The sequence below is a fragment of the Cupriavidus sp. SHE genome, assembly GCF_000812445.1.
GTDB lineage: Bacteria > Pseudomonadota > Gammaproteobacteria > Burkholderiales > Burkholderiaceae > Cupriavidus > Cupriavidus metallidurans.
On sequence record NZ_JWMB01000039.1, the window covers coordinates 1 to 24692 of the forward strand.

General features: G+C 64.5%; 21 protein-coding genes. 13 read left to right on the forward strand and 8 right to left on the reverse strand.

Annotated elements, in window-relative coordinates; genetic code table 11:
- The first annotated feature begins 164 nt into the window (after positions 1 to 164).
- The 4 genes from RN01_RS19250 to RN01_RS19265 all read left to right on the forward strand — a co-directional run bounded on the left by RN01_RS19250 (position 165) and on the right by RN01_RS19265 (position 5471).
- Positions 165 to 503 (forward strand): DUF2917 domain-containing protein, encoded by a 339-nt coding sequence (locus tag RN01_RS19250; RefSeq protein ID WP_017514975.1) that lies wholly within the window; start codon positions 165 to 167, stop codon positions 501 to 503.
- 248 nt (positions 504 to 751) lie between these two features.
- The gene (icmF, locus tag RN01_RS19255) at positions 752 to 4033 is read left to right on the forward strand and encodes a fused isobutyryl-CoA mutase/GTPase IcmF (protein ID WP_024569294.1); all 3282 of its coding nucleotides are present in this window, start codon (positions 752 to 754) and stop codon (positions 4031 to 4033) included.
- 88 nt (positions 4034 to 4121) lie between these two features.
- Positions 4122 to 4559, forward strand: coding sequence for an HIT family protein (locus RN01_RS19260; RefSeq protein ID WP_008641792.1), 438 nt, complete (start codon positions 4122 to 4124; stop codon positions 4557 to 4559).
- Positions 4560 to 4616: 57 nt separating this feature from the next.
- Positions 4617 to 5471: a 3-hydroxybutyryl-CoA dehydrogenase gene (locus tag RN01_RS19265; protein ID WP_008641790.1), complete on the forward strand. Its 855-nt coding sequence runs from the start codon at positions 4617 to 4619 to the stop codon at positions 5469 to 5471.
- Positions 5472 to 5578: 107 nt separating this feature from the next.
- Here RN01_RS19265 and RN01_RS19270 read toward each other — a convergent pair whose 3' ends face one another.
- Complete coding sequence (locus tag RN01_RS19270; protein WP_024569295.1) at positions 5579 to 6256, reverse strand: Crp/Fnr family transcriptional regulator; 678 nt, start codon at positions 6254 to 6256, stop codon at positions 5579 to 5581.
- Between the two features lie 256 nt (positions 6257 to 6512).
- On the opposite strand from RN01_RS19270, the gene RN01_RS19275 reads away from it, so the two are divergent.
- The 7 genes from RN01_RS19275 to RN01_RS19305 all read left to right on the forward strand — a co-directional run bounded on the left by RN01_RS19275 (position 6513) and on the right by RN01_RS19305 (position 15035).
- Positions 6513 to 8477: an AMP-binding protein gene (locus RN01_RS19275; protein ID WP_017514094.1), complete on the forward strand. Its 1965-nt coding sequence runs from the start codon at positions 6513 to 6515 to the stop codon at positions 8475 to 8477.
- A gap of 16 nt (positions 8478 to 8493) precedes the next feature.
- Positions 8494 to 9435: an ABC transporter ATP-binding protein gene (locus RN01_RS19280; protein ID WP_011515120.1), complete on the forward strand. Its 942-nt coding sequence runs from the start codon at positions 8494 to 8496 to the stop codon at positions 9433 to 9435.
- A 40-nt stretch (positions 9436 to 9475) separates the two neighbouring features.
- Entirely contained in the window at positions 9476 to 10390 is a 915-nt protein-coding gene (locus RN01_RS19285; protein ID WP_011515121.1) for a branched-chain amino acid ABC transporter permease, read from the forward strand.
- Positions 10391 to 10402: 12 nt separating this feature from the next.
- Positions 10403 to 11479 carry a branched-chain amino acid ABC transporter permease gene (locus tag RN01_RS19290; protein WP_011515122.1) on the forward strand — a complete coding sequence of 359 codons (1077 nt, stop codon included), beginning with the start codon at positions 10403 to 10405 and terminating at the stop codon, positions 11477 to 11479.
- A 63-nt stretch (positions 11480 to 11542) separates the two neighbouring features.
- Positions 11543 to 12880: an ABC transporter substrate-binding protein gene (locus tag RN01_RS19295; RefSeq protein WP_024569296.1), complete on the forward strand. Its 1338-nt coding sequence runs from the start codon at positions 11543 to 11545 to the stop codon at positions 12878 to 12880.
- Positions 12881 to 12942: 62 nt separating this feature from the next.
- Entirely contained in the window at positions 12943 to 13758 is an 816-nt protein-coding gene (locus RN01_RS19300) for an ABC transporter ATP-binding protein (protein WP_017513968.1), read from the forward strand.
- Positions 13759 to 13772: 14 nt separating this feature from the next.
- Entirely contained in the window at positions 13773 to 15035 is a 1263-nt protein-coding gene (locus tag RN01_RS19305) for a phenylacetate--CoA ligase family protein (protein ID WP_017513969.1), read from the forward strand.
- A gap of 50 nt (positions 15036 to 15085) precedes the next feature.
- Here RN01_RS19305 and RN01_RS19310 read toward each other — a convergent pair whose 3' ends face one another.
- From RN01_RS19310 to RN01_RS19340, 7 genes are all read right to left on the reverse strand, one after another.
- Positions 15086 to 15538 carry a YbaN family protein gene (locus RN01_RS19310; protein ID WP_017513970.1) on the reverse strand — a complete coding sequence of 151 codons (453 nt, stop codon included), beginning with the start codon at positions 15536 to 15538 and terminating at the stop codon, positions 15086 to 15088.
- Between the two features lie 40 nt (positions 15539 to 15578).
- Positions 15579 to 16556, reverse strand: coding sequence for a nitronate monooxygenase family protein (locus RN01_RS19315; protein WP_008641770.1), 978 nt, complete (start codon positions 16554 to 16556; stop codon positions 15579 to 15581).
- Between the two features lie 406 nt (positions 16557 to 16962).
- Positions 16963 to 18156: a class I SAM-dependent rRNA methyltransferase gene (locus RN01_RS19320; RefSeq protein WP_017513971.1), complete on the reverse strand. Its 1194-nt coding sequence runs from the start codon at positions 18154 to 18156 to the stop codon at positions 16963 to 16965.
- A gap of 4 nt (positions 18157 to 18160) precedes the next feature.
- Entirely contained in the window at positions 18161 to 18469 is a 309-nt protein-coding gene (locus tag RN01_RS19325; protein ID WP_008641766.1) for a YbeD family protein, read from the reverse strand.
- Between the two features lie 17 nt (positions 18470 to 18486).
- The gene (locus RN01_RS19330) at positions 18487 to 19680 is read right to left on the reverse strand and encodes a D-alanyl-D-alanine carboxypeptidase family protein (RefSeq protein ID WP_008641765.1); all 1194 of its coding nucleotides are present in this window, start codon (positions 19678 to 19680) and stop codon (positions 18487 to 18489) included.
- A 43-nt stretch (positions 19681 to 19723) separates the two neighbouring features.
- Positions 19724 to 20368, reverse strand: a complete 645-nt coding sequence (locus RN01_RS19335; RefSeq protein WP_008641761.1) for an alpha/beta hydrolase — start codon at positions 20366 to 20368, stop codon at positions 19724 to 19726.
- A gap of 134 nt (positions 20369 to 20502) precedes the next feature.
- Positions 20503 to 20823, reverse strand: coding sequence for a ferredoxin (locus RN01_RS19340; protein ID WP_008641760.1), 321 nt, complete (start codon positions 20821 to 20823; stop codon positions 20503 to 20505).
- Positions 20824 to 21272: 449 nt separating this feature from the next.
- On the opposite strand from RN01_RS19340, the gene RN01_RS19345 reads away from it, so the two are divergent.
- Together RN01_RS19345 and RN01_RS19350 are read left to right on the forward strand one after the other, a co-directional pair.
- Positions 21273 to 22562, forward strand: a complete 1290-nt coding sequence (locus tag RN01_RS19345) for a dicarboxylate/amino acid:cation symporter (RefSeq protein WP_024569297.1) — start codon at positions 21273 to 21275, stop codon at positions 22560 to 22562.
- A 118-nt stretch (positions 22563 to 22680) separates the two neighbouring features.
- On the forward strand, positions 22681 to 24687 hold the full coding sequence (locus RN01_RS19350) for an ATP-binding protein (RefSeq protein WP_017511801.1): 2007 nt from the start codon (positions 22681 to 22683) through the stop codon (positions 24685 to 24687).
- Positions 24688 to 24692 lie beyond the last annotated feature (5 nt).

Below are 24692 nucleotides of genomic sequence, written 5' to 3' on the forward strand. Positions count from 1 at the left end.
CAAGAATGCAGGCTGTCAACAGCAATCTACGAAATCAAAATTGAAATGTAGATGCTGACCTACAACACCGAATCAACAGCCTTTTCCGAATACCCGAATAATGGAAGCGTGGCGCGGCGTCACCGGAATCCTCACCGTCGCGCCGGCAAGATCAGGAGACACCCATGCGCGAACTCAGGACATTTGAGCTTGAAGAACCCGACCAACCCGTGACGTGGCGTGCCCGGCACGGTCACAGCGTCACGGCGCTGGAAGGCCGGTTGTGGCTGACCATGGAAGGGCATCTGGCCGATATCTGGCTGCAGCCCGGCGACGTCATGACGCTGCCGGAAGGCGCGCGCGTCTGGCTGTCGGGCGACGCACCCGGATCGCGGTTCCTGCTGACCGAATCCCCGGCACCGTGGTCATTGCGGCGCGCGGTCTTCATCACCCGCCAGCTTGCCCGCCGCTGGGCCGAACACAAGACCGCCGCCTTCGGCGACTGCCCGCGGATCAGCGCCTGATTCGCCCCTGATTCGCTGCTACGGCCTTACTGTCTGGACCCGGACGCCCGCCTGACGGGCGTTCGAGGCCACCAGGCCGCTTCACCCAGTCCCTCCTCTGTGCGACGATGCCGCCATGGCGGCCGAGCTTACGCGCGCGCCTTGCCTTACGTTAACGTAAACGTCATATAATCGTCCGGCCCTCGTCAACGTGGTCGTCAGAACCACCGGCGTGCGGCAGCCAGCCACAAAACAGAGCGGTGGAGACAATGACTGATCTTTCTGATGTGAGCAGGACCGCGGCCGCCAAGCCGCTGGCAGTGCCTGGCCGGGGACCGGCTAACAAGGTGCGCTTTGTCACGGCGGCGTCGCTGTTCGACGGCCACGACGCGTCGATCAACATCATGCGGCGCATCCTTCAGTCGCAGGGGTGTGAAGTCATCCACCTCGGCCACAACCGCTCCGTGCAAGAGGTCGTCACGGCCGCGCTGCAGGAAGACGTGCAGGGCATCGCCATCTCCAGCTACCAGGGCGGGCACGTCGAATACTTCAAGTACATGATCGATCTGCTGCGCGAGCACGGCGGCGAGCACATCCAGGTGTTCGGCGGCGGCGGCGGCGTGATCGTGCCGGACGAGATCCGCGAGCTGCAGGCCTACGGCGTGGCCCGCATCTACAGTCCCGAGGACGGCCAGCGCATGGGTCTGGCCGGCATGATCACCGACATGGCGCAGCGTTGCGATATCGACCTGACGCGCTACGCACCCGCTACGCTCGACACCGTGGTCGCTGGCGACCGCCGCGCGCTGGCGCAACTGATTACCGCGCTCGAGAACGGCAAGGCGGACCCGGAACTGGTCAGCGCACTGCATGCCCAGGCGAAGGCCGCGGCCGTGCCGGTGCTGGGCATCACTGGCACGGGCGGCGCGGGCAAGTCATCGCTGACCGATGAACTGATTCGCCGCTTCCGGCTTGATCAGGACGACGCGCTTTCGATCGCCGTGATCTCGATCGACCCGTCGCGCCGCAAATCGGGTGGCGCATTGCTGGGCGACCGCATTCGCATGAATGCGATCAACCACCCGAACATCTTCATGCGGTCGCTGGCCACCCGCGAGGCTGGCTCGGAGATCTCCCAGGCGCTGCCCGACGTCATCGCCGCGTGCAAGGCGGCGCGTTTCGATCTCGTGATCGTGGAGACGTCCGGCATTGGCCAGGGCGACGCAGCCATCGTGCCGCACGTCGACCTGTCGCTCTACGTGATGACGCCGGAATTCGGCGCGGCCAGCCAGCTCGAGAAGATCGACATGCTCGACTTCGCCGACTTCGTGGCCATCAACAAGTTCGACCGCAAGGGTGCGCAGGACGCCTGGCGCGACGTGGCCAAGCAGGTGCAGCGCAACCGCGAGCAATGGCACAGCCGGGCCGAGGACATGCCGGTCTATGGCACGCAGGCATCGCGCTTCAATGACGATGGCGTGACCATGCTCTACCAGGGACTGGTGGGGGCGCTGGGCGCGCGTGGCATGAGCCTGAAGCCGGGCACACTGCCGAATCTGGAAGGCCGTATTTCGACCGGCCAGAATGTGATCGTGCCGCCCGCGCGCAGCCGCTATCTGGCGGAACTGGCCGATACGGTGCGCGCCTACCATCGCCGCGTGGTCGCCCAGAGCAAACTGGCGCGTGAGCGCCAGCAACTGCGCGCGGCGCATGACATGCTGCAGGGCGCTGGCCACGAAAATGCCGCGCTCGAGACGCTGGCCAGCGAACGCGACGTCTCGCTTGGCGCGGTGGAGCGCAAGCTGCTGGCGATGTGGCCGCAAATGCAGCAGGCCTACAGCGGCGACGAGTACGTCGTGAAGATTCGCGACAAGGAAATCCGCACCGGCCTGATCAGCACCACGCTGTCGGGCACCAAGATCCGCAAGGTGGTGCTGCCGCGCTTCGAGGACGAAGGCGAGATCCTGAAGTGGCTGATGCGCGAGAACGTGCCGGGCAGCTTCCCGTACACGGCCGGCGTGTTCGCGTTCAAGCGCGAGGGTGAGGACCCCACGCGCATGTTCGCGGGCGAGGGCGATGCTTTCCGCACCAATCGCCGCTTCAAGCTCGTTTCCGAAGGCATGGACGCCAAGCGGCTGTCCACGGCGTTCGACTCGGTCACGCTCTACGGTGAAGACCCGCACGAGCGGCCGGACATCTACGGCAAGGTGGGCAACTCCGGCGTGTCGATCGCCACGCTTGAGGACATGAAGGTTCTCTACGATGGCTTCGACCTGACCAACCCGTCCACGTCGGTCTCGATGACGATCAACGGCCCGGCGCCCACGATCCTGGCGATGTTCATGAACACTGCCATCGACCAGCAGATCGACCGTTTCCGCGCCGACAACGGACGCGATCCGACGGCCGACGAGGAAGCGAAGATCCGCGCGTGGGTGCTGCAGAACGTGCGTGGCACGGTACAGGCTGACATCCTGAAGGAAGACCAGGGCCAGAATACGTGCATCTTCTCGACCGAGTTCTCGCTCAAGGTGATGGGGGACATCCAGGAGTACTTCGTCCACCATCAGGTGCGCAACTTCTACTCCGTGTCGATCTCGGGTTATCACATCGCCGAAGCCGGCGCGAATCCGATTTCGCAACTGGCCTTCACGCTGGCCAACGGCTTCACGTATGTCGAGGCCTATCTGGCGCGCGGCATGCATATCGACGACTTCGCGCCCAACCTGTCGTTCTTCTTCTCGAACGGCATGGACCCGGAGTACAGCGTGCTGGGCCGCGTGGCACGCCGCATCTGGGCGGTGACGATGCGCGACAAGTACGGCGCCAACGACCGCAGCCAGAAGCTCAAGTACCACATCCAGACATCGGGCCGGTCACTGCACGCGCAGGAGATCGATTTCAACGACATCCGCACCACGCTGCAGGCCCTGATCGCGATCTACGACAACTGCAATTCGCTGCACACCAACGCCTATGACGAAGCCATCACCACCCCGACGGCCGAATCGGTGCGCCGGGCGCTGGCGATCCAGCTGATCATCAATCGCGAATGGGGCGTGGCCAAGTGCGAGAACCCGAATCAGGGCAGTTTCCTGATCGAGGAACTGACCGATCTCGTCGAGGAGGCGGTGCTGCAGGAGTTCGAGCGCATCGCCGAACGCGGCGGGGTGCTGGGCGCGATGGAAACCGGCTACCAGCGCGGCAAGATTCAGGAGGAATCGCTGTACTACGAACAGCTCAAGCACGACGGCACCTTGCCGATCATCGGCGTGAACACGTTCCGCAATCCGAACGGGGACCCGACGCCACAAACGCTGGAACTGGCCCGCTCCAGCGAGGACGAAAAGCAGAGCCAGTTGCACCGCCTGACGGAATTCCATGGGGCGCACCAGGCCGATGCGGAAGCGATGCTGGCAAGGCTGCGCCAGGCCGTGATCGACAACCGGAACGTCTTTGCCGTGCTGATGGACGCGGTGCGCGTGTGCTCGCTGGGGCAGATCACGCACGCGCTGTTCGAGGTCGGTGGGCAGTACCGGCGCAATATGTAATTGCGTCGATGGAAATAATGGGTGGGGCGGTTCACGGCGGCGGACGCTGGGGCTACACTCAGCGTTCCGCTTGAAAAACGAGACACCCATGCAGGCCGAGTACGACAGCAACAACATCTTCGCGCGCATCCTGCGCGGCGAACTCCCGTGCTTCAAGGTTTATGAAGACGCGGACACGATTGCGTTCATGGACATCATGCCGCAATCAGACGGTCACACACTCGTGGTGCCGAAGGAGCAGGCCGTCGACGTGTTCGGCCTGTCCGAGGCCGGCGCCGCCGCGGCGATCCGCGCGACGCAGATCGTCGCGCGTGGCGTGCGCGAGGCCTTCCAGCCTGATGGCGTGGTGATCAGCCAGTTCAATGGCGCAGCGGCCGGCCAGACCGTGCCGCACATCCACTTCCATATCGTGCCGCGCTACGTGGACCAGCCGCTGCGCGGCCATGCCCGCCAGCAACAAGACATGGCCGTGCTCAAGCAGCACGCCGAGCGCGTCATTGCCGCGCTGGCGAAGCTCAAGGGCTGAGCGCGCCCGGAATTACGAATCACCAAACAACTGGAAACTGAAGGAAGGAAGACAGACATGGCAATCAAGACAGTGGGCATCGTTGGTGCCGGCACGATGGGTAATGGCATTGCGCAGGCCTGCGCGGTGGTCGGCATCGACGTGGTGATGATCGACATCAGCGACGCCGCCGTCCAGAAGGGCATCGCCACCGTGGCGGGCAGCCTCGACCGCCTGATCAAGAAGGAAAAGGCCACCGAGGCGGACAAGGCCGCGGCGCTGGCACGTATCCACGGCAGCACGTCGTACGAGGATCTGAAGCGCGCCGACATCGTGATCGAGGCGGCCACCGAAAACTTCGACCTGAAGGTCAAGATCCTGAAGCAGATCGATGGCATCGTCGGCCCCGACGTGATCGTTGCATCGAACACCTCGTCGATCTCGATCACCAAGCTGGCCGCCGTGACGTCGCGCGCGGACCGCTTTATCGGCATGCACTTCTTCAACCCGGTGCCGATGATGGCGCTGGTCGAACTGATTCGTGGCCTGCAGACCAGCGATGCCGCGCACGCCGACGTCGAGGACCTCGCCAAGCGTCTCGGCAAGTACCCGATCACGGTCAAGAACAGCCCGGGCTTCGTGGTCAACCGCATCCTCTGCCCGATGATCAACGAAGCGTTCTGCGTGCTCGGTGAAGGCCTGGCCTCGCCAGAGGAAATCGACGAAGGCATGAAGCTCGGCTGCAATCATCCGATCGGCCCGCTGGCGCTGGCCGACATGATCGGCCTGGACACGATGCTTGCCGTCATGGAAGTGCTCTACACCGAGTTCGCCGATCCGAAGTACCGTCCGGCCATGCTGATGCGCGAAATGGTGGCCGCAGGCTATCTGGGCCGCAAGACGGGCCGTGGCGTGTACGTGTACAGCAAGTAAGTCTCACGCGCGCGTTGCGCGCTGATCCGGCCCCTTCCGCCACGGCGAGGAGGGGCCGAAGATGGCGAAAGGCCTACCGGAAATGGCTGCGCAGCGCTGGCAGATCGTCATTCCCCATACTGCCGCAGTCCCTCCAGATCGAGTGCTTCGATCACGCCATAATCCACACGCACCAACCCCTGTTGTTCCAGCACCTTGAGGGCCTGGTTCGCGCGCTGACGCGAGATGCCTGCGAGCAGTCCGATCTCCTCCTGCGAGATTTCGAGCGTGGTGCCAATGCCGGGATAGAGGCTCTCATTGAACAGCGACGACACGGCGCGCGCCACGCGTGAATCGATGTCGAGCAGCCGTTCATATTCGACCGCCGCGATGAACTGGCCAAGCCGGTCATTGAGCTGCATCAGCAGAAATCGCGTGAACGGCAGGCTGGTATCCAGCAACCACTGAAAAGTCTCGATGGGAATGAAGGCGATACGTGATCGGCGCAGCGCCATGACGTCGTACTTGCGGATCTCGTGCTTGAGCACCGCGCCTTCGCCAAACCATCCGCCCGTGGGCACGCCCGTGAACGTGACCGACTTGCCCGACGGCGAGACAGTTGTGATCTTGACCACGCCCTCCACGACGCCGAGCCAGTGCTCGGCCATCTCGCCCTTGTGACAGACATACTCGCCCTGGGTGTACTCGCGCACCGTAGTCACGCGTTTGACACGCGCGCGCTGTTCGGGGCTCAGGTTGGTGGCCCAGGCGCATCGGTCGATGAAGTCGTTGTTGGTGGCGGTCATCTCAATCGTAGGGATTAACCCGGAATTGTCATCGGCGTGACAACCCCGGGGGATGGCATCGGCTATCTTACGATCACGCGGAACCGGCCTTTGCCAGCACATTCAGATGCGATCGAACGAACAGGCAAGGCAGGCATGATGCAGTGCGGCAGCGCCGCATGTGACGTGCCCAGTATAACGACCGGTCTGGGGGCTTGATACCCGGCGTGGCCCGTAGGGAACCAACCCTGCGTCCGATGGTGGAGAGGAGACAGCGATGCAGGAATCGTCGGCAACGACCTTCCCGCGATGCCTGCTGGCGCACGCCACGCAGCGGCCCGATCATCCGGCCTATCGCGAGAAGGATCTCGGTATCTGGCAGACATATGGCTGGTCGCAGACCGCGAACGAGGTACGGGCACTTGCCTGTGGGCTCGCGGCGCTGGGCTTCCGGCGTGGCATGAACCTGGCCGTGGTCGGTGATAACCGTCCGCGTCTTTACTGGGCCATGACGGCCGCCCAGGCGTTGGGCGGCATTCCGGTGCCGCTGTACCAGGACGCGATCGCCAACGAGATGATCTACGTGCTCGACGATGCGGAGATCGAGTTCGCGATCGTCGAGGACCAGGAACAGGTCGACAAGCTGCTCGAAGTGGAATCGCAGCTCGCTGCGCGTGGCCGCGCGGTACGCCACCTGATCTACGAAGACCCACGCGGACTGCGCGACTACGATCACCCGTCGCTGCTTTCGTACGAACGCGTGCAGGAGATCGGCCGCGAGTTCGACCGCGCGAACCCCGGATTCTTTGACGCGGCAGTGCAGGCCGGCGCGCCGGAAGACACGGCCATCATCCTCTATACATCCGGCACCACTGGCAAACCGAAGGGCGTGTGCCACTCGCATGCGGGCCTGATTGGCTCGGCCCGTAACGGCTGCCAGTTCGATGGCCTTGGTGCCGATGACGACGTGCTGTCGTACCTGCCGATGGCCTGGGTAGGCGACAACCTGTTCTCTTACGCGCAGGCGCTGGTGGCAGGCTTCACCGTGAACTGCCCGGAGTCCCGCGAGACCGTGATGACAGATCTGCGCGAGATCGGCCCGACCTACTACTTCGCGCCGCCGCGCATCTATGAAGGATTGTTGACGCAGGTCATGATCCGCATGGAGGACGCGGGCTGGATCAAGCGCCGCCTCTTTCAATGGGCGATGAACGTGGCGCGCCGTTGCGGCGCGGACATCCTCGACAAGCGGCCGGTAGCGACGCTGGATCGGCTGCGCTACGCGCTGGGTGAAGCGCTGATCTACGGCCCGCTGCGCAACGTGCTTGGCATGAGCCGCATCCGCGTGGGCTACACGGCGGGCGAGGCGATTGGCCCGGACCTGTTCCGCTTCTATCGCTCGATCGGCATCAACCTGAAGCAGTTCTACGGCCAGACCGAAACCTGCGCGTACGTGTGCCTGCAGCCGGACGGCCAGGTCAAGTTCGATACGGTGGGACCGGCCGCTCCAGGCATGGAAATCCGCATCGCCGAGAACGGCGAGGTGCTGGTGCGCGGCGTGGGGTTGCTCAAGAACTACTACAAGCGCGACGACGCCACACGCGAAGCGATCAACGACGAAGGCTACTTCCTGACTGGCGACGCCGGCGTGATCGATGCCGACGGGCACCTCAAGATCATCGACCGGGCCAAGGACGTGGGCAAGCTGGCCGATGGCTCGATGTTCGCGCCCAAGTACATCGAGAACAAGCTCAAGTTCTTCCCGTACATCAAGGAAGCGGTGGCCTTCGGTACCGACCGCGACCGGGTCTGCGCGTTTATCAATATCGACTTCGACGCCGTGGGCAACTGGGCCGAGCGCCGCCATCTGCCCTATGCGGGCTACGTCGACCTGGCTGCCCAGCCCGACGTGATCGCGATGATCGCCGAATGCGTCGAGCAGGTGAACGCCGATCTGGCCGCCGATGCGATGCTGGCCGGGTCGCAGATCGCACGTTTCCTGATCCTGCATAAGGAACTCGATCCAGACGATGACGAACTCACGCGCACGCGCAAGGTGCGGCGCGGCTTCATCGCGGAGAAATACGGCGCGCTGGTCGAGGCGCTCTATGCGGGCAAGCCCGAGCAGTTCATCGAGACGCGCGTGAAGTTCGAGGATGGGCGCGAGGGCAGCGTGTCGGCCACGCTGAAGCTGGTGGATGTGAAGCGCTTCCCGCCCGTTGGCGGCGCGCGCGCGGCGTGAGCACGGAGGGTATGGCATGACGGTCACCCAGACAGCGTGGCAAGGCGGCATGGCCCGCGTGGACGCCACAGGCACGTTGGTGCCGCCGGGCGCGATTGCCCCGGCCGGGCACGTGGAGGGCACGCACGGCGACAGTCCGCGCCCCGGCAGCGCGCGTGAGCCAGAATCGACGTCCCACGTCCGCACGCGCGGCGACGTGATTCTCGATCTGCAGAACATCTCGCTGTCGTTCGGCGGCGTGAAGGCGCTGACCGATATCTCGTTCGACGTCTGCGAGCACGAGATCCGCGCAATCATCGGCCCGAACGGCGCGGGCAAGAGTTCGATGCTGAATGTGATCAACGGCGTCTATCACCCGCAGCAGGGCCGCATCGTGTTTCGTGGGCAGGAGCGTCGCCAGATGCATCCCACGGCCGCGGCGCGGCAGGGCATCGCCCGGACGTTCCAGAACATCGCGCTGTTCAAGGGCATGACCGTGCTGGACAACATCATGACCGGCCGCAACACGCAGTTCCGCACGGGCGTGTTCGCCCACGCGCTCTGGTGGGGGCCGGCTCGCGCCGAGGAGATGCGTCATCGCCGCAAGGTCGAGGAGGTGATCGACTTCCTCGAGATCCAGGCGATCCGCAAGACACCGGTCGGCAGGCTGCCCTACGGCCTGCAGAAGCGCGTGGAACTGGCGCGCGCGCTGGCCGCGGAACCGTCGATGCTGTTGCTCGATGAACCGATGGCGGGCATGAACGTGGAAGAGAAGCAGGACATGTGCCGTTTCATCCTGGACGTGAACCATCAGTTCGGCACCACCATCGTGCTGATCGAGCACGACATGGGCGTGGTGATGGATATCTCCGACCGCGTGGTGGTGCTCGACTACGGCAAGAAGATCGGCGATGGCACGCCCGATGAGGTCAAGTCGAACCCGGACGTGATTCGCGCATATCTCGGCACGGCGCACTGAGCGCCCCGGGGTCATAGAGAGCATTGAGAGGATAGCGGCGATGAGTTTCTTCTTCGAAATCCTGATCGGCGGTTTGCTGTCAGGACTGATGTACTCGCTCGTGGCACTGGGCTTCGTGCTGATCTACAAGGCGTCCGGCGTGTTCAACTTCGCGCAGGGCGCGATGGTCTACTTCGCCGCGCTTGCCGTGGTCGGGTTGATGGACAAGGGGCTGCCGATGTGGGCCGCCGTGATCGGCGCGTTCATCGTCATGATCATCGTCGGCATGAGCACCGAGCGCTTCGTGCTGCGCAAGCTGGTCAACCAACCGCCAATCACGCTGTTCATGGCCACGATCGGGCTGTCGTTCTTCCTGGAGGGGCTGGGGCCGCTGCTTTTCGGCAACGAGGTGCGTCCGATCCAGCTCGGCATCGTCGACGAGCCGATCGAATCGATCCTGACTCGCTTCAACATCGTCGTGTCGAAGTTCGACCTGGCCGCCGCGCTGATCGCGGCAGTGCTGGTGGCGGGGCTGGCACTGTTCTTCCAGTACACCAAGGTCGGCCGCGCGCTGCGCGCGGTGGCGGACGACCATCAGGCCGCGCTTTCGCTCGGGATTCCGCTGCAGAACATCTGGGCCATCGTCTGGGGCGTGGCCGGATTCGTGGCGCTGGTGGCCGGCATGTTGTGGGGCTCGCGCAATGGTGTGCAGTTCGCGCTGACGCTGACCGCGCTCAAGGCGCTGCCGGTGCTGATTCTCGGGGGTTTCACGTCGGTGCCCGGCGCGATCGTGGGCGGGCTGATCATCGGCGCATCGGAGAAGCTGGCCGAGATCTACATCCCGCCGGTGTTCCAGTCGGTGTTCGGCGGCAATTTCGGGGGGATCGAAGGCTGGTTCCCATATGTGTTCGCGTTGCTGTTTCTGCTCGTACGGCCAGAGGGGCTGTTCGGCGAGAAGCACATCGACCGCGTCTGACGGAGAGCCGACATGCTTTATCGCGAATCCGGACAGTTCAAGACCAGCTACGTTGCCGACAGCCAGATTTTCCCGATCCGGCAGGACCGCATCTTCTTTGCCTTGCTGATGGCGGTGGCGTTCGTGGCGATTCCGTTCGTCGGCACCGAATACTGGCTCAGCGCCATCCTGACGCCGTTCCTGATCTTCTCGCTGGCGGCGCTTGGACTCAACATTCTCACCGGCTACGCTGGCCAGCTCTCGCTCGGCACGGCCGCATTCATGGCGGTGGGCGCGTACGCGGCCTACAACTTCCAGCTTCGGATCGAAGGCATTCCGGTGCTGCTGACGTTCATCCTGGCCGGCGCGTCGGCGGCGGTGGTGGGTGTGGCGTTCGGGCTGCCGTCGCTGCGCATCAAGGGCTTCTACCTGGCGGTGGCCACGCTGGCCGCGCAGTTCTTCGTGGTGTGGGCGCTGACCAAGTTTCCCTGGTTGTCGAACAACAGTTCCTCGGGCGTGATCACGGCGCAGCGGCTCGACCTGTTTGGCGTGGCGATCGACACCCCGGTGAAGAAGTATCTGTTTGTGCTGGGCATCGTCACCGTGCTGGCGCTGATCGCCAAGAACCTGGTGCGCTCGGCCACGGGCCGCGCGTGGATGGCGGTGCGCGACATGGATGTGGCGGCCGAGGTGATTGGCATCCCGCTGATGCGCACCAAGCTGTTGGCGTTCGCAGTCAGTTCCTTCTATTGCGGCGTGGCCGGCGCGCTGTATGCGTTCTGCTATCTCGGCTCGGTGGAGCCAGACGGCTTCTCGCTCGATCTGTCGTTCCGCATCCTGTTCATGATCATCATCGGCGGCGTAGGCAGCATCCTGGGCTCGTTCCTGGGCGCCGCATTCATCCTGCTGCTGCCGATCTTTCTCGACAACGTGCTGCCCGCGCTGGCGTCGTCGCTGCACCTGCCGTTCACGAACGCCACGGTGTCGCATATCCAGCTTATGGTGTTCGGCGGGTTGATTATCTTCTTCCTGATCGTCGAGCCGCATGGCCTGGCTCGCCTCTGGCAGATCGCCAAGGAGAAACTGCGCCTGTGGCCGTTCCCGCACTAACCCTGTGACCCGTATTTCATGTCGTTCCCATAACAACGCCCGATCGAGGTGAAGGAGACTGTGATGACAACCGTGTTTCGCAACGTGCAGCGCGCCGCCCTTGTGGTCAGCGTCGCGGCTGCCATGCTGGCACCGGCATTGCCGGCGCTGGCGCAAACCAATGATCAGTTCGTCGCGCTGCCAAGCTACCGTGTTGGCCCGTACGGCGCCAACGGCCAGTCGTTCTATGGCGGCTTCGTTGACTACCTGAACTACGTCAATCTCAAGGAGGGTGGCGTCAACGGCGTCAAGCTGAGCTGGGAAGAGTGCGAGACCGAGTACAACAACGCCAAGGGCGTGGAGTGCTACGAGCGCCTGAAGGCCAAGAGCAGTGCGAGCAAGGGCACCGCCTATCACACGATGTCCACGGGTATCTCGTACGCGCTGGTCGACAAGACCGCCGCCGACAAGGTGCCCCTGGTGATGATGGGCTACGGGCGTACCGATGCCGTGGATGGCTCGGTCTTCCCGTACGCGTTTCCGCTGGTGACGACGTACCAGATGCAGGTATCGGCCATCGTCAAGTTCCTGGCGACGAAGAACGGCGGATCGCTGGCCGGCAAGAAGATCGTCTACCTGTATCACGATTCGGCCTATGGCAAGGAGCCGATCGTCGCGCTCGAGGCCGAAGCCAAGCTCGGCAAGTTCAACCTGGTCGAGATTCCCGTGGCGCACCCGGGCAACGAGCAGGGCGCGCAGTGGCTCAAGATCCGCCAGGAGAATCCTGACTACGTGATCTTCTGGGGCTGGGGCGTGATGAACCAGACCGCGCTGAAGGCCGCGCAGAAGGTCGGTTACTCGCGCGACAAGATGATCGGGTCGTGGTGGGCCGGGTCCGAGGAGGACACGGTGCCGGCCGGCGAGGCCGCCAAGGGCTACATGAGCGCCACCTGGAACGTGGCTGGCAAGAACGTGCCGTTGATCGCTGACATCGAGAAGGTGGTCTACGGCGCCGGCAAGGGCAACATGCAGGATCGCAACAAGGTTGGCTCGGTGCTCTATAACCGCGGCGTGTCGGCGGCTGTGGTGACTGTCGAAGCCATCCGCGGGGCGCAGGCGAAGTTCGGCAAGGGCAAGGTGATGAACGGCGACGAAATGCGCTGGGCCTTCGAGAACCTGAACCTGACCAGTGCGCGGCTGCAGCAGGTTGGCGCCACCGGCCTGCTGCCGGAGATCAAGACGAGCTGCGACAACCACGAGGGCTCCGGCAAGGTGAAGATCCAGCAGTGGGACGGCGCCAAGTGGGTGGTGGTGTCCGACTGGATCGAGGGCAACAAGGGCCTGATCCACCCGCTGTTCAAGGCCACGGCGGCGCAGTACGCGAAGGAAAAGGGCATCACGCCGGCTTGCATGAAGTCGTAGGCGTTGCCTTTTCCCCGCTCCCACTCGCGGGGGCGGGGAGCAAAACGATCTGGGATGCGGACATGACCCTTCTATCCGTCAACAACATCGAAGTCATCTACGACCACGTGATCCTCGTGCTCAAGGGCGTGTCGCTCGAAGTGCCTGAGGGTCGCATCGTGGCATTGCTGGGCGCCAATGGCGCGGGCAAGACCACCACGCTCAAGGCGATCTCGAATCTGCTGCATGCGGAGCGTGGCGATGTCACCAAGGGCTCGATCGAATATCGCGGGCAGCGCGTGGACCAGCTCACGCCAAACGATCTGGTCAAACGCGGCGTGATCCAGGTCATGGAGGGGCGCCACTGCTTCGCGCACCTGACGGTCGAGGAAAACCTGCTGACGGGCGCCTATACCCGTGGGCTGTCGCGCGGCCAGACGCGCGATGAACTCGAGAAGATCTACGCGTACTTTCCGCGCCTGAAGACGCGCCGCAAATCGCAGGCGGGCTATACGTCCGGCGGCGAGCAGCAGATGTGCGCGATCGGGCGGGCCATGATGGCCAAGCCGGCGATGATCCTGCTCGACGAGCCGTCGATGGGTCTGGCGCCGCAGATCGTCGAGGAGATCTTCGAGATCGTGCGTGACCTGAATACCCGCGAGCGCGTCAGCTTCCTGCTGGCCGAGCAGAACACGATGGTGGCGCTGCGCCATGCCGACTACGGTTACATCCTCGAAAACGGCCGCGTGGTGATGGATGGCGATGCGGAATCGCTGCGCACCAACGAGGACGTCAAGGAGTTCTACCTGGGCGTGGCCGCCAACGATGCGGATGGTGCCGCGCGCAAGTCGTTCCGCGATGTGAAGAGCTACCGCCGCCGCAAGCGCTGGCTGGCGTGAACACAAGACAGACCATGGCTGCTGATCCTGTTGAATACTTCGATGCACTCGAGACACGCAACCCGGCCGAACGCGAGGCGGCGCTGTTTGCCGCCCTGGTGCGGCAGATTGCCCATGCGCAGTCGCGCGCGGCTTACTTCGCGGAGATACTCTGCGACATCGACGCGCGCGACATCACGTCGCGAGCCGCGCTGGCGACGCTGCCGGTCACACGCAAGTCCGAAATGACCATGCAGCAGCGTATCGCGCCGCCGTTAGGCGGCCTGAACGCGACCCCGCTGCGCGATCTGCGGCATGTGTTCCAGTCGCCGGGCCCGATCCACGAGCCCGACGGTCATGGACCAGACTGGTGGCGCACGGCGCGCGCCATGTTCGCCGCCGGCTTCCGAGAGGGCGATCTGGTCTACAACACGTTCTCGTACCACTTCACGCCGGCCGGCATGATGATGGAGTCGGGTGCGCACCGGCTTGGGTGCTGCGTGTTTCCGGCCGGCGTCGGGCAGACCGAGTCCCAGGTGCAGGCGATGGCCAGCCTGCAGCCTTCCGCCTACGCGGGCACGCCGTCGTTCCTGAAGCTGCTGATCGAGCGGGGCGAGGAAATGGGCATGGCGTGCTCCAGCATTTCCAAGGCGCTGGTCAGTGGCGAGGCCTGTCCGCCCGCGCTGCGTGCCTGGCTGCAGGACCACGGCATCACCGCGCGGCAGATGTATGGCACCGCCGATCTCGGCCTGATCGCCTATGAGACCGCAGGCGGCGATGGCTGGGTGGTCGACGAGGGCGTGCTGGTCGAGATCGTCGAGCCGGGCGGCACGGAGCCGATGCCGGAAGGCGAAGTCGGCGAGGTCGTGGTGACGGTGCTTGGCAATAGCGACTATCCGTTGATCCGCTTTGGCACGGGTGACCTGTCGGCGATCGTGGCCGATTCATCGCATCGGGCGAGTCCCTGCGGCCGGACCAATATCCGGCTCAAGGGATGGCTCGGGCGTGCCGACCAGGCTACCAAGGTCAAGGGAATGTTCGTGCACCCAGGGCAGGTGGGCGATGTCGTTCGGCGTCATGCGGAGATTCGCGCGGCGCGGCTGGTCGTGACAGGCACGGTTGGGGCCGATGTGATGACGCTGCATTGCGACGTCACGCGCGAAGACGAGGCGCTGGCGGCGGCCATCCGTGAATCCATGCGCGAAGTCCTGCGGCTGCGTGGCGAAGTCCGCTTCGTGCCGGCAGGATCGCTGCCGCAGGATGGCAAGGTGATCGAGGATGCGCGTAGTTACGACTGACTACGACTGACGTGTGCCGACCCGCGCGGCCGCCTGATCCGCACGCCGGATCATTCCGGCTGCGCGTTGCTGCTCCGCGCATGGCCGCCGCGAGGCCGCGTGGGCAGGCGCACCATCCACACGGTGGTCCCCAGCGCGATCGCGATCAGGGTGATCGACGCCACAGGCCGTTCGCGCATCAGCCATGCCGTGATGATCATCGAAGGCCACATCATCGACAACGCCAGGCATTTGGCCCGGAACGGGATGCTGCGGTGGGTCTGCCAATCGTGCACGAGCGGACCGAAGCGGTGATGTGCGAGCAGCCAGCGATGAAAGCGCTCCGAGCCACGCGCAAAGCACGCGGCCGCCAGCAGGACGAATGGTGTGGTGGGGAGGACTGGCAGGAAGATGCCGATGACCCCGAGCGCGAGGCTCAGGGTGCCGCAAGTGACCCAGAACGCGCGAATGGCGCGTTCGCGGTGCGTCAGCGTGGTCTGGCGTTCGGGGTCGTCTGGTTGCAACTGGAGAAATGCGGCTAGCGCGCCAAGGGCGGAAACGCCCTTATGCTACCAGCCCCAGGCGGGCGCGCGCGGCGTCGTACTCGCTCTTCATGCGCGCCACGATCTCTCCGGCGGTGGGGATGTCTTCGATCTGGCCCACGCCCTGACCGGCGCCCCAGATGTCCTTCCATGCCTTGGCCTTCGAGCTGCCGCTGGAGAAGTCCATCTTGCTCTTGTCGGCCACGGGCAGGTTCTCCGGATCGAGCCCCGAATTGACGATGCTCTCGCGGATGTAGTTGCCGTGCACGCCCGTGAACAGGTTCGTGTAAATGATGTCCGACGCGGCCGAACTGGTGATCGACTGCTTGTACTCGAGCGCTGCGTGCGCCTCTTGCGATGCGATGAAGCGTGTGCCCACGTAGGCGAAATCCGCGCCCATGGCCTGCGCGGCCAGCACGGCTTCACCGGTGGCGATGGAGCCGGACAGCGCGATCGGGCCGTCGAAGAACTTGCGCACTTCGCCCACCAGCGCGAACGGCGATAGCGTGCCGGCATGGCCGCCTGCACCGGCCGCCACCAGGATCAGGCCGTCAACGCCGGCCTCGATCGCTTTTTCAGCGTGGCGAATGTTGATGACATCGTGCAGCACGATGCCGCCGTAGCTGTGCACGGCGTCGATCATTTCCTTGGGCGGGGCGCGCAGCGACGTGATGAAGATCGGCACCTTGTGTTCGACGCAGACCTTCACGTCATGCTCGAGGCGCGCGTTGGAGGCGTGCACGATCTGGTTGACCGCGATCGGGCCCACCGGCTTGCCGGGATTCGCCGCCTTGAAGTTGGCCAGTTCCGCCTGGATCTGGGTCAGCCATTCATCGAGCAGTTCGGCGGGGCGCGCGTTTAGCGCGGGGAACGAGCCGACGATGCCGGCCTTGCACTGCGCCAGCACCAGTTCCGGATAGCTGACGATGAACATTGGCGACGCGATAACGGGCAGGGCCAGGTTTTGCAGCACTGGCGGAATAAGCTTGGCGGCAGGCATGAAGTCTCCTCACATCCGTGTTATGGAACGATCGTTCGATTATAGGGAGTTTCGGGTAGCGTGGCGCCGGGCTAGAGGGCGCAGTCTATGCGCTTGCCTTGGGGTCTGGAATGGGAATCCTGCCAATCGTCCCCTGCGCGGTTGGGGCACGAAGACCTCGCCTGCTTGCTGAAAGCCACGACGAGTCGTGAGTTAGCGCAGAGCCAAAAAAAAAAGGCCCCGCTGGGTTAGCGGGGCGATTACCACGAAGACTGATAAGAAGAGACGGTCAGACACCTGCCAATGCCTTACCGTGAGACGAATCTTAGTAGCTGTTTGTGACCGCAAGAAGTCAGGCCGAGGACAATTCCGGAAAACCCTGAGTTTGGCCTTTCCGGACGATTTTCGGCCCATGCCCTGACTCCGGTCAGATCTTCTCGAGCAGCAGACCCTTCAGATATTCGCCTTCCGGGAAGGCCGCCGACATCGGATGGTCCGTGCCGGCCGACAGGCGGCGCAGGATCCGCGCATCCGAGCGCGCATCGGTGGCCGCGCCCGCCACGATCTTCTGGAACAGCTCCATGCTGATCGCACCCGAGCACGAGTACGTGAACAGCAGGCCGCCCGGACGCAGCAACTGCATCCCGACCAGGTTGATTTCCTTGTAAGCGCGGGCAGCACGGTCGATATGCTGTGCCGACGGCGCGAACTTGGGCGGGTCCAGCACGATCAGGTCGAACTGACGGCCCTCGGCGCGGAACTCGCGCAGCGTCTTGAAGACATCCGCGTCGAGCCACGTGGCGCGCGCCGGATCGAAACCGTTCAGCGTCACGTTGCTGGCCGCGATCTTGAGCGCCTCGCCCGACGAATCGATCGACGTCACCGACGTGGCGCCGCCACGCAGCGCCGCCAGCGAGAAGCCGCCGGTGTAGCAGAAGCAGTTCAGCACCTCGCGGCCCTCGGCGAGGTCGCCGACGAGCTTGCGGTTGTCGCGCTGGTCCACGTAGAAGCCGGTCTTGTGGCCGTTGCGCACGTCGACGTGGTAGCGCACGCCGTGCTCGGTCACCGACAGCTCCGGGTCGGGCTCGGCGCCGGCCAGCACGCCGGTCACCAGCGGCAGTCCTTCGCGCTGGCGCACCGCCGCGTCAGAACGTTCGTAGACGTTCGGGCAGCCGGTTTCCTTGATCAGCGCCTGCACCAGCGCGTCCTTCCATTGCTCCACGCCCGCGGCGTTGAACTGGCAGACGAGCTGGCCGCGTTCGCCCTGGCCGTAGTAGTCGACGATCAGACCTGGCAGGCGGTCGGACTCGCCGAAGATCAGGCGCACGGCGTCGGTGTCGCGCACCCATTGCTTGCGGTGTGTCAGGGCCGCCGACACGCGGCGCTTGAACATCGCGTGATCGACCGGCTCGTTCTCGTCGAACGTCCAGACACGCGCGCGGATCTGTGATTCGGGGCTGTACGCGCCGCGCGCCAGGAAGCGGCCGTCCGCGCTGCGGATGACCACGGTCGATCCCGGTTCGCAACGGCCTTCGGTAGCGGCGATGCCCGTGGCGTAGACCCACGGATGGCGCCGGAGCAGAGACTTTTCCTTGCCCGGCTTGAGGGTGATGACGTTCATGCGGTTACAGCACCACCTTGACCATCGGATGCCCGGTCAGCGCGCGATACAGCTCGTCGAGTTGCTCGCGGCTCGTGACCCACACGGTCACCGTCAGCCCCAGATAGTTGCCGTTGCGGGACGGACGCATCTCCATCTTGCCGGCGTGGAAGTTCGGGTCGAAGTCCTGGATCAGGGTCACGATCGCTTCGGCGAAGCCATCCTGCATCGCGCCCATGACCTTGATCGGGAAATCGCTCGGGTACTCGATCAGCGACTGTTCCGGCGGAATCTCCCCCGGAATCAGCGGACCGTTGTTCGAATCTGTAGACATCTCGAATCCTTGAACTCTTACTTGCGCTTGAACCAGAGGCGGATCGTATCCCACAGGCGGCCGAAGAAGCCGGCCTCCGGCACTTCCTCGAGCGCCACCACCGGGAATTCCGCCACCTTGTTGGCGCCGTCCATCAGCTTGACGGTGCCCACCTGCTGGCCGGCCGTGATTGGCGCGATCAGCAGTTCCTGGCGCTCCAGCACCGGCTTGAGGCGCGAGCCCGTGCCCTTGGGCACCGTGACGAACGTCTCGTTGGCCACGCCGATCTTGATCGTGCCGGTCTTGCCCTTGTAGATGTCGGGCGTGGCCAGCACCTGGCCCTTGTCGTACAGGCGCAGGGTGTCGAAGAACTGGAAGCCGTAGTTCAGGATCTTCAGGCTTTCCTGTGTGCGGATCTGCTCGGTGGCCGTGCCGATCACGATCGACACCAGTCGGCGCGAGCCGTTGGGCACATTGGCCAGCGGACGCTTTGCCGACGAAATCAGGCAGTAGCCTGCGGACTTCGTATGGCCGGTCTTCACGCCGTCCACGGTCGGGTCGATGTACAGCAGGCGGTTGCGGTTCGGCTGCCTGATCTTGTTATAGGTGAACTCCTTCTGCGAGTACATCGAGTAGTACTCGGGAAAGTCCTTGATCAGGCGCGTGGTCAGGATCGCCAGGTCCACCGCCGTGGTGTAGTGGTTCGGATCGGGCACACCGTCGGTGTTCGTGAAGTGCGTGTTCTTCATGCCCATGCGCTGGGCTTCACGGTTCATCATCACGACGAAGCCTTCTTCCGAGCCGCCCACGGCTTCGGCCAGCGCCAGCGAGGCGTCGTTGCCCGACTGGACGATCAGGCCCAGCAGCAGGTCCTGCACGCTGACCGGCTTGCCGGCTTCGATGAACATGCGCGATTCATCGCTTTTCACCTTGCGCACGATGTCGGTCGGCGTGACGGTCTGATCCAGCGTCAGGCGCTTTTCCTTGAGCGCCTCGAACGCCAGGTAGGCCGTCATCAGCTTGGTCAGCGACGCCGGCTCGATGCGCATATCTGCATTCTGTGACGCCAGCGCCTGGCCGCTCGTCACGTCGTACAGCATCCAGGACTTGGCGGCGACCTGTGGCACCGGCACGCCTTGCGCCATCACGGCTGCGGGCGCGGCGGCGAGTGTTGCCGCAACGATTACGGGAGCAATGGCGGATGCGACGTACGGCGTGACTCTGTTCAGCATGTGTAGGTTTCCAACAAGAAAGGATTGGCGCGGGCGGGGCGATTCACCGGTCCCACGCGTTGACGACGAGCTGCTTGATCAGGTGCAGCTTGCGATGAAAGAAATGGTCGGCGCCAGGAATGACGATGACCGGCAGGTCCTGCGGGCGTGCCCAGTCGAACACGCTGGCGAGCGGCACGGTGTCGTCCTGCTCGCCGTGGATCACGATTGTGTCGGCCGGCACGTTGGCCACGTCCCAGCGGCTCGTGGCGGTACCCACCACCACCAGGCGTTGCGCGGGCGTGCCCGCTTCGGCCAGACGGCGCGCCACGTGCGTCTGCACGAAGCTGCCGAACGAGAAACCGCCCAGCGCCAGCGGCAGCGTGGCCACGTCGGGCGACCACGCGGTCTGCGTGCGCATCCAGTCGATCACGGCGAGCAGATCGTCCTGCTCGCCAATGCCCTTGTCGTGCTCACCGGCCGTGCCGCCAACGCCACGGAAGTTGGGGCGCACCGTGGCGTACCCCAGCGCAACGAAGGTACGCGCCAGCGTCTGCGCGACCTTGTTGTCCTTGGTGCCCGCGAACAGCGGGTGCGGATGCGCGACGAGAGCCAGACCGCGCACGGGCGCGTTCTGCGGCAGATCGATGGAGATGTCGATGGCGCCGACAGGGCCGGCGACGGTGGTGACCTGGGTATGCGCGTTCATGGTGGCAGGCGGCTCTCGCACAACGGGGCAACTACTGGGCTACTACTGGGTAACTACAGCGCAGCTACGGAACTACAACAGCGGCACAACAAAAAACCGGGCTGGACCCGGCATGGCTCGGCGGGTAACGCGTTTCAGCGATCGACCATCAGACGCTGCACGGGCTTTCCGTTGATCAGATGGCTTTCGATGATTTCGTCGATGTCCTGCTCGTCGACGAAGGTGTACCAGACGGCCTCGGGGTAGACCACGAGCACCGGTCCAAGTTCACAGCGGTTCAGGCAGCCGGCCTTGTTGATGCGCACGCGGCCTTCGCCACCGGCGATACCAAGCTCCTTGCAGCGTTTCTTGGCGTATTCCTGCATGGCCTTCGCATTGTGGTCGGCGCAGCAGGCAGAGCCATCGTCGCGCTGGTTCAGGCAGAAGAAGACGTGGTGTTGGTAGTAGCTGCTCATGACGGCTGACTTGGGGCGCGGTGTGGCGAGGCGTCGTGGCCTGCCATCGCCCGTAATTGGAAGCTCGGAATTATACGTGTTCACGGCCTCCACTCCGCGTAACACGTGGTGCACGGAATTCCGGAATCCGGGCCCTGGCCGGGGCCGTCGGGCCGCTCTCCCGCCATGATGGGCGCCCGAATGCGACGGCGGCTCCACAAATATCGAGGTTTGGGGCCATCTGGCCTTCCGAATCTCCGGAGCTGCGAATTCCGGATTTCCGGAATTCCAGAACCCGGTGCCACTGGATTTCTCCTCTTTTCTTTGAAATCAATGACTTGCGTCTGGGTGCCCAGATGGCACGCCTGTTGCAAATAGTTACTTCCAGACGCGCCGCCGTTCAGGTCGAGGCGCGCAACGCGCCACGCCATCGTGCGCCGGGGCACCGGTCAAACACCGAGGACGACATCATGAGGAAACCCTTCTACAAGATCCTGTACGTGCAGGTCCTGTTCGCGATATTCGTGGGCATCCTGCTGGGCCACTACTGGCCCGACACCGGCGTGGCCATGAAGCCGCTCGGTGACGCCTTCATCAAGCTGATCAAGATGATCATTGGTCCGATCATCTTCTGTACCGTGGTGTCCGGCATTGCCGGCATGCGCGACATGAAGAAGGTGGGCCGCGTGGGTGGCAAGGCGCTGCTTTACTTCGAGATCGTGTCAACGTTCGCGCTGCTGCTCGGCCTGATCGCCACGCACGTACTCAAACCGGGCGTGGGCTTCAACATCGATCCGGCCACGCTGGACACGAAGTCGATCGCGCAGTACGTGTCGAAGGCACACGGTCAGAGCACCGTCGAATTCTTCATGCACATCATCCCGGACACGATCTTCAGCGCGTTCGCCAACGGCGACATCCTGCAGATCCTGATGGTCTCGATGTTCTTCGGATCGGCGCTGGCCGTGGTGGGTGAGCGCGCGCGCATCATCCACGACATGGTGGACCAGGTGTCGAAGGTGTTCTTCCACATCGTGCACGTGATCACGAAGGTGGCCCCGATCGGCGCGTTCGGCGCGATGGCCTTCACCATCGGCAAGTACGGCCTGGGCTCGCTGATTCCGCTGCTCAAGCTGATCGGCACGTTCTACCTCACGGCGATCGTGTTCGTGCTGGTGGTGCTGGGTACCGTGGCGCGCCTGACCGGTTTCTCGATCATCCGCTTTGTCGCGTATATCAAGGAAGAACTGCTGATCGTGCTCGGCACCAGCTCCTCCGAGGCCGCGCTGCCGCACCTGATGGAGAAGATGGAGAAGCTCGGCTGCTCGAAGTCGGTGGTGGGCCTTGTTGTGCCGACCGGTTACTCGTTCAACCTGGACGGCACCAACATCTACATGACGATGGCGGTGATCTTTATCGCGCAGGCCACCAACATCGAGCTGACGCTGATGCAGCAGCTCACGATCCTGGCCGTGGCGATGGTGACCTCGAAGGGCGCCAGCGGCGTGACCGGCTCGGGCTTCATCACGCTGGCAGCCACGCTGGCCGTGGTGCCGACGATTCCGGTGGCCGGCATGGTGCTGATCCTCGGTATCGACCGCTTCATGAGCGAATGCCGCGCGCTGACGAACATCGTCGGCAACGGCGTGGCCACGGTGGTGGTCTCGGCGTGGGAGCACGAGCTCGACCGCGCCCGCCTGACCCGCGTGCTGCGGGGCGAAGATGAGGCGAGCAGCCTCGCCGACGCCAGCGCCCGCTGACGTGACCCGGGCAGCGACCGGCGCCCCGCAGGAAGGGGGCGCCGGCGCTGTCCCGGATGAACCTGCCGGCCATCCCCGCCAGCGGGTATCATCGGCGCGAGAGCTTCCGCGCGCGCCGATGCCCCATTCCGACGACTTCCTTGCCGTGCATGACCCTGCCGCGCCCGGCCCGGTGCACGCGCCGGAGTCGAGCACGCGCTGGTGGGGGTTTGCCGCCGCGCTGATGGTGGGGCTTCTGGCGCTGTGCTCGCTGACCTGGCTGTTTTCGGTCCAGCGCGGCATCGCCGCATTGCAGCAGTCCACGGCCATGCGTGCCGACCGTTATGCGGCCACGCTCGAATCGACGCTGGACCGCTACGAATTCCTTCCCGCGCTGGTATCGCTGCACCCTTCGGTGCGCGCGCTGCTGGCCAATCCTGAAGACCCGGCCCGTATTGCCGTGGCCAACAACTACCTGGCCGAGGTCAATACCCGGGCCCGCGCGTCGGCCACCTACGTCATCGCAGCCAGCGGGCTGGCACTGGCCGCCAGCAATCATGGCGAGCCGGGCAGCTTCGTCGGTACCGACTACCGCTTCCGCCCGTACTTCCAGATGGCATCGCGCGGCCAGATTGGCCGCTTCTACGCGATCGGCATCACCAGCGACGAGCCCGGCTACTACATCGCCCAGCCGATCGAGTCGGGCGGCAAGGTCATCGGCGTGACGGTGGTGAAGCTGAACCTCGAATGGTTCCAGCGCGCGGGCTCCGGTAGCACCGAGCCGCTGATGGTGTCCGACGACCACGGCGTGATCTTCCTGTCGTCGGTGCCGGGCTGGCAGTACCGCACGCTTCGGCCCCTGCCGCCCACGCTTCAGGCCGAGCTGCACAACACGCGCCAGTATCACGACGTCGATGTCACGCCGCTGCCGATCCAGCCGCTGGATTCCCCGGTCTCGCGCTGGCTGGCCAGCACCACGCTCAACGATGGCGAACGGCTGGTGAGGGTTGGCGGCGCGGGCAGCACGGGGGCCACGGCACGAGATGGCGATGACGGTCAGGGCGCGCACTTCGGTCTGTCCAGCGATGGCGCGGACCGCTACCTGGAAATCAATCGCGCCGTCGGGCCCGCCGGCTGGAACATGCAGGTGATGGCGCAACTGGACCCGGTGCTGGCCAGCGCGCGCACCGCGACGATTGGCGCGGCGCTGGCCTATGCGTGCATCTGCCTGCTGCTGGTGAACCTGCGCCAGCGCCGCCAGCGCGCGCGTGACATGCAATACAGCCGCCGGCTGCTGGAAGCGGCCTACGATCAACTGGAACGGCGCGTGGAGGCTCGTACGGCCGACCTGATGGCGATCAACGAGCAACTCGAAGCCGAAGTGACCGAGCGCGCGCGGACCGAAGGTGAACTGCGCGCGACGCAGGATGAACTGGTGCAGGCCAGCAAGCTGGCGGCGCTGGGGCAGATGGCAGCCGGCATCACCCATGAACTGAACCAGCCGCTGGCGGCCCTGCGCACGTTCTCGGACAACACGCGCGTGTTGCTGGAGCGTGGCCAGCTCGATGCAGCCACCGGCAATCTCTCCGCCATCGCCGATCTGACCGAGCGGATGGGCAAGATCACGGGCCAGCTCAAGCTGTTCGCGGGCAAGGCGCGTCAGCGCCGCAATGCCGTGCGCGTGCGCGCCGCCATCGACCATGTGCTGCAACTGATCGCGCCACGGCTGGGTCGGGTGATGCTACGGGTGCGGGGGCTCGACGGCGACACGGCGGACCTGGCCGTATGGGCCGACGAACTCAAGCTCGAGCAGGTGCTGCTGAATCTCGTCGGCAATGCGCTCGATGCCATTGCGGCGGCCGGCGCCGAGGATGGCCGCGTCGATATCGCCGTCAGCGCGACGGACGAGACCGTGACGCTGGTCGTGCGCGACAATGGGCCCGGCATCGCGCCGGAAGCGCTGCCACGCCTGTTCGAGCCGTTCTTCACGACCAAGGAGATCGGTCAGGGGCTCGGCCTGGGGCTGGCGATTTCGACGTCGATCGTGCGCGAGTTCGGCGGGCAGCTGACGGCCGGCAATGTCGAAGGTGGCGGCGCGGAATTCGTCGTGACACTGCGGCGCTCGCGCCAGACGGCCACGGCGTGAGGTGC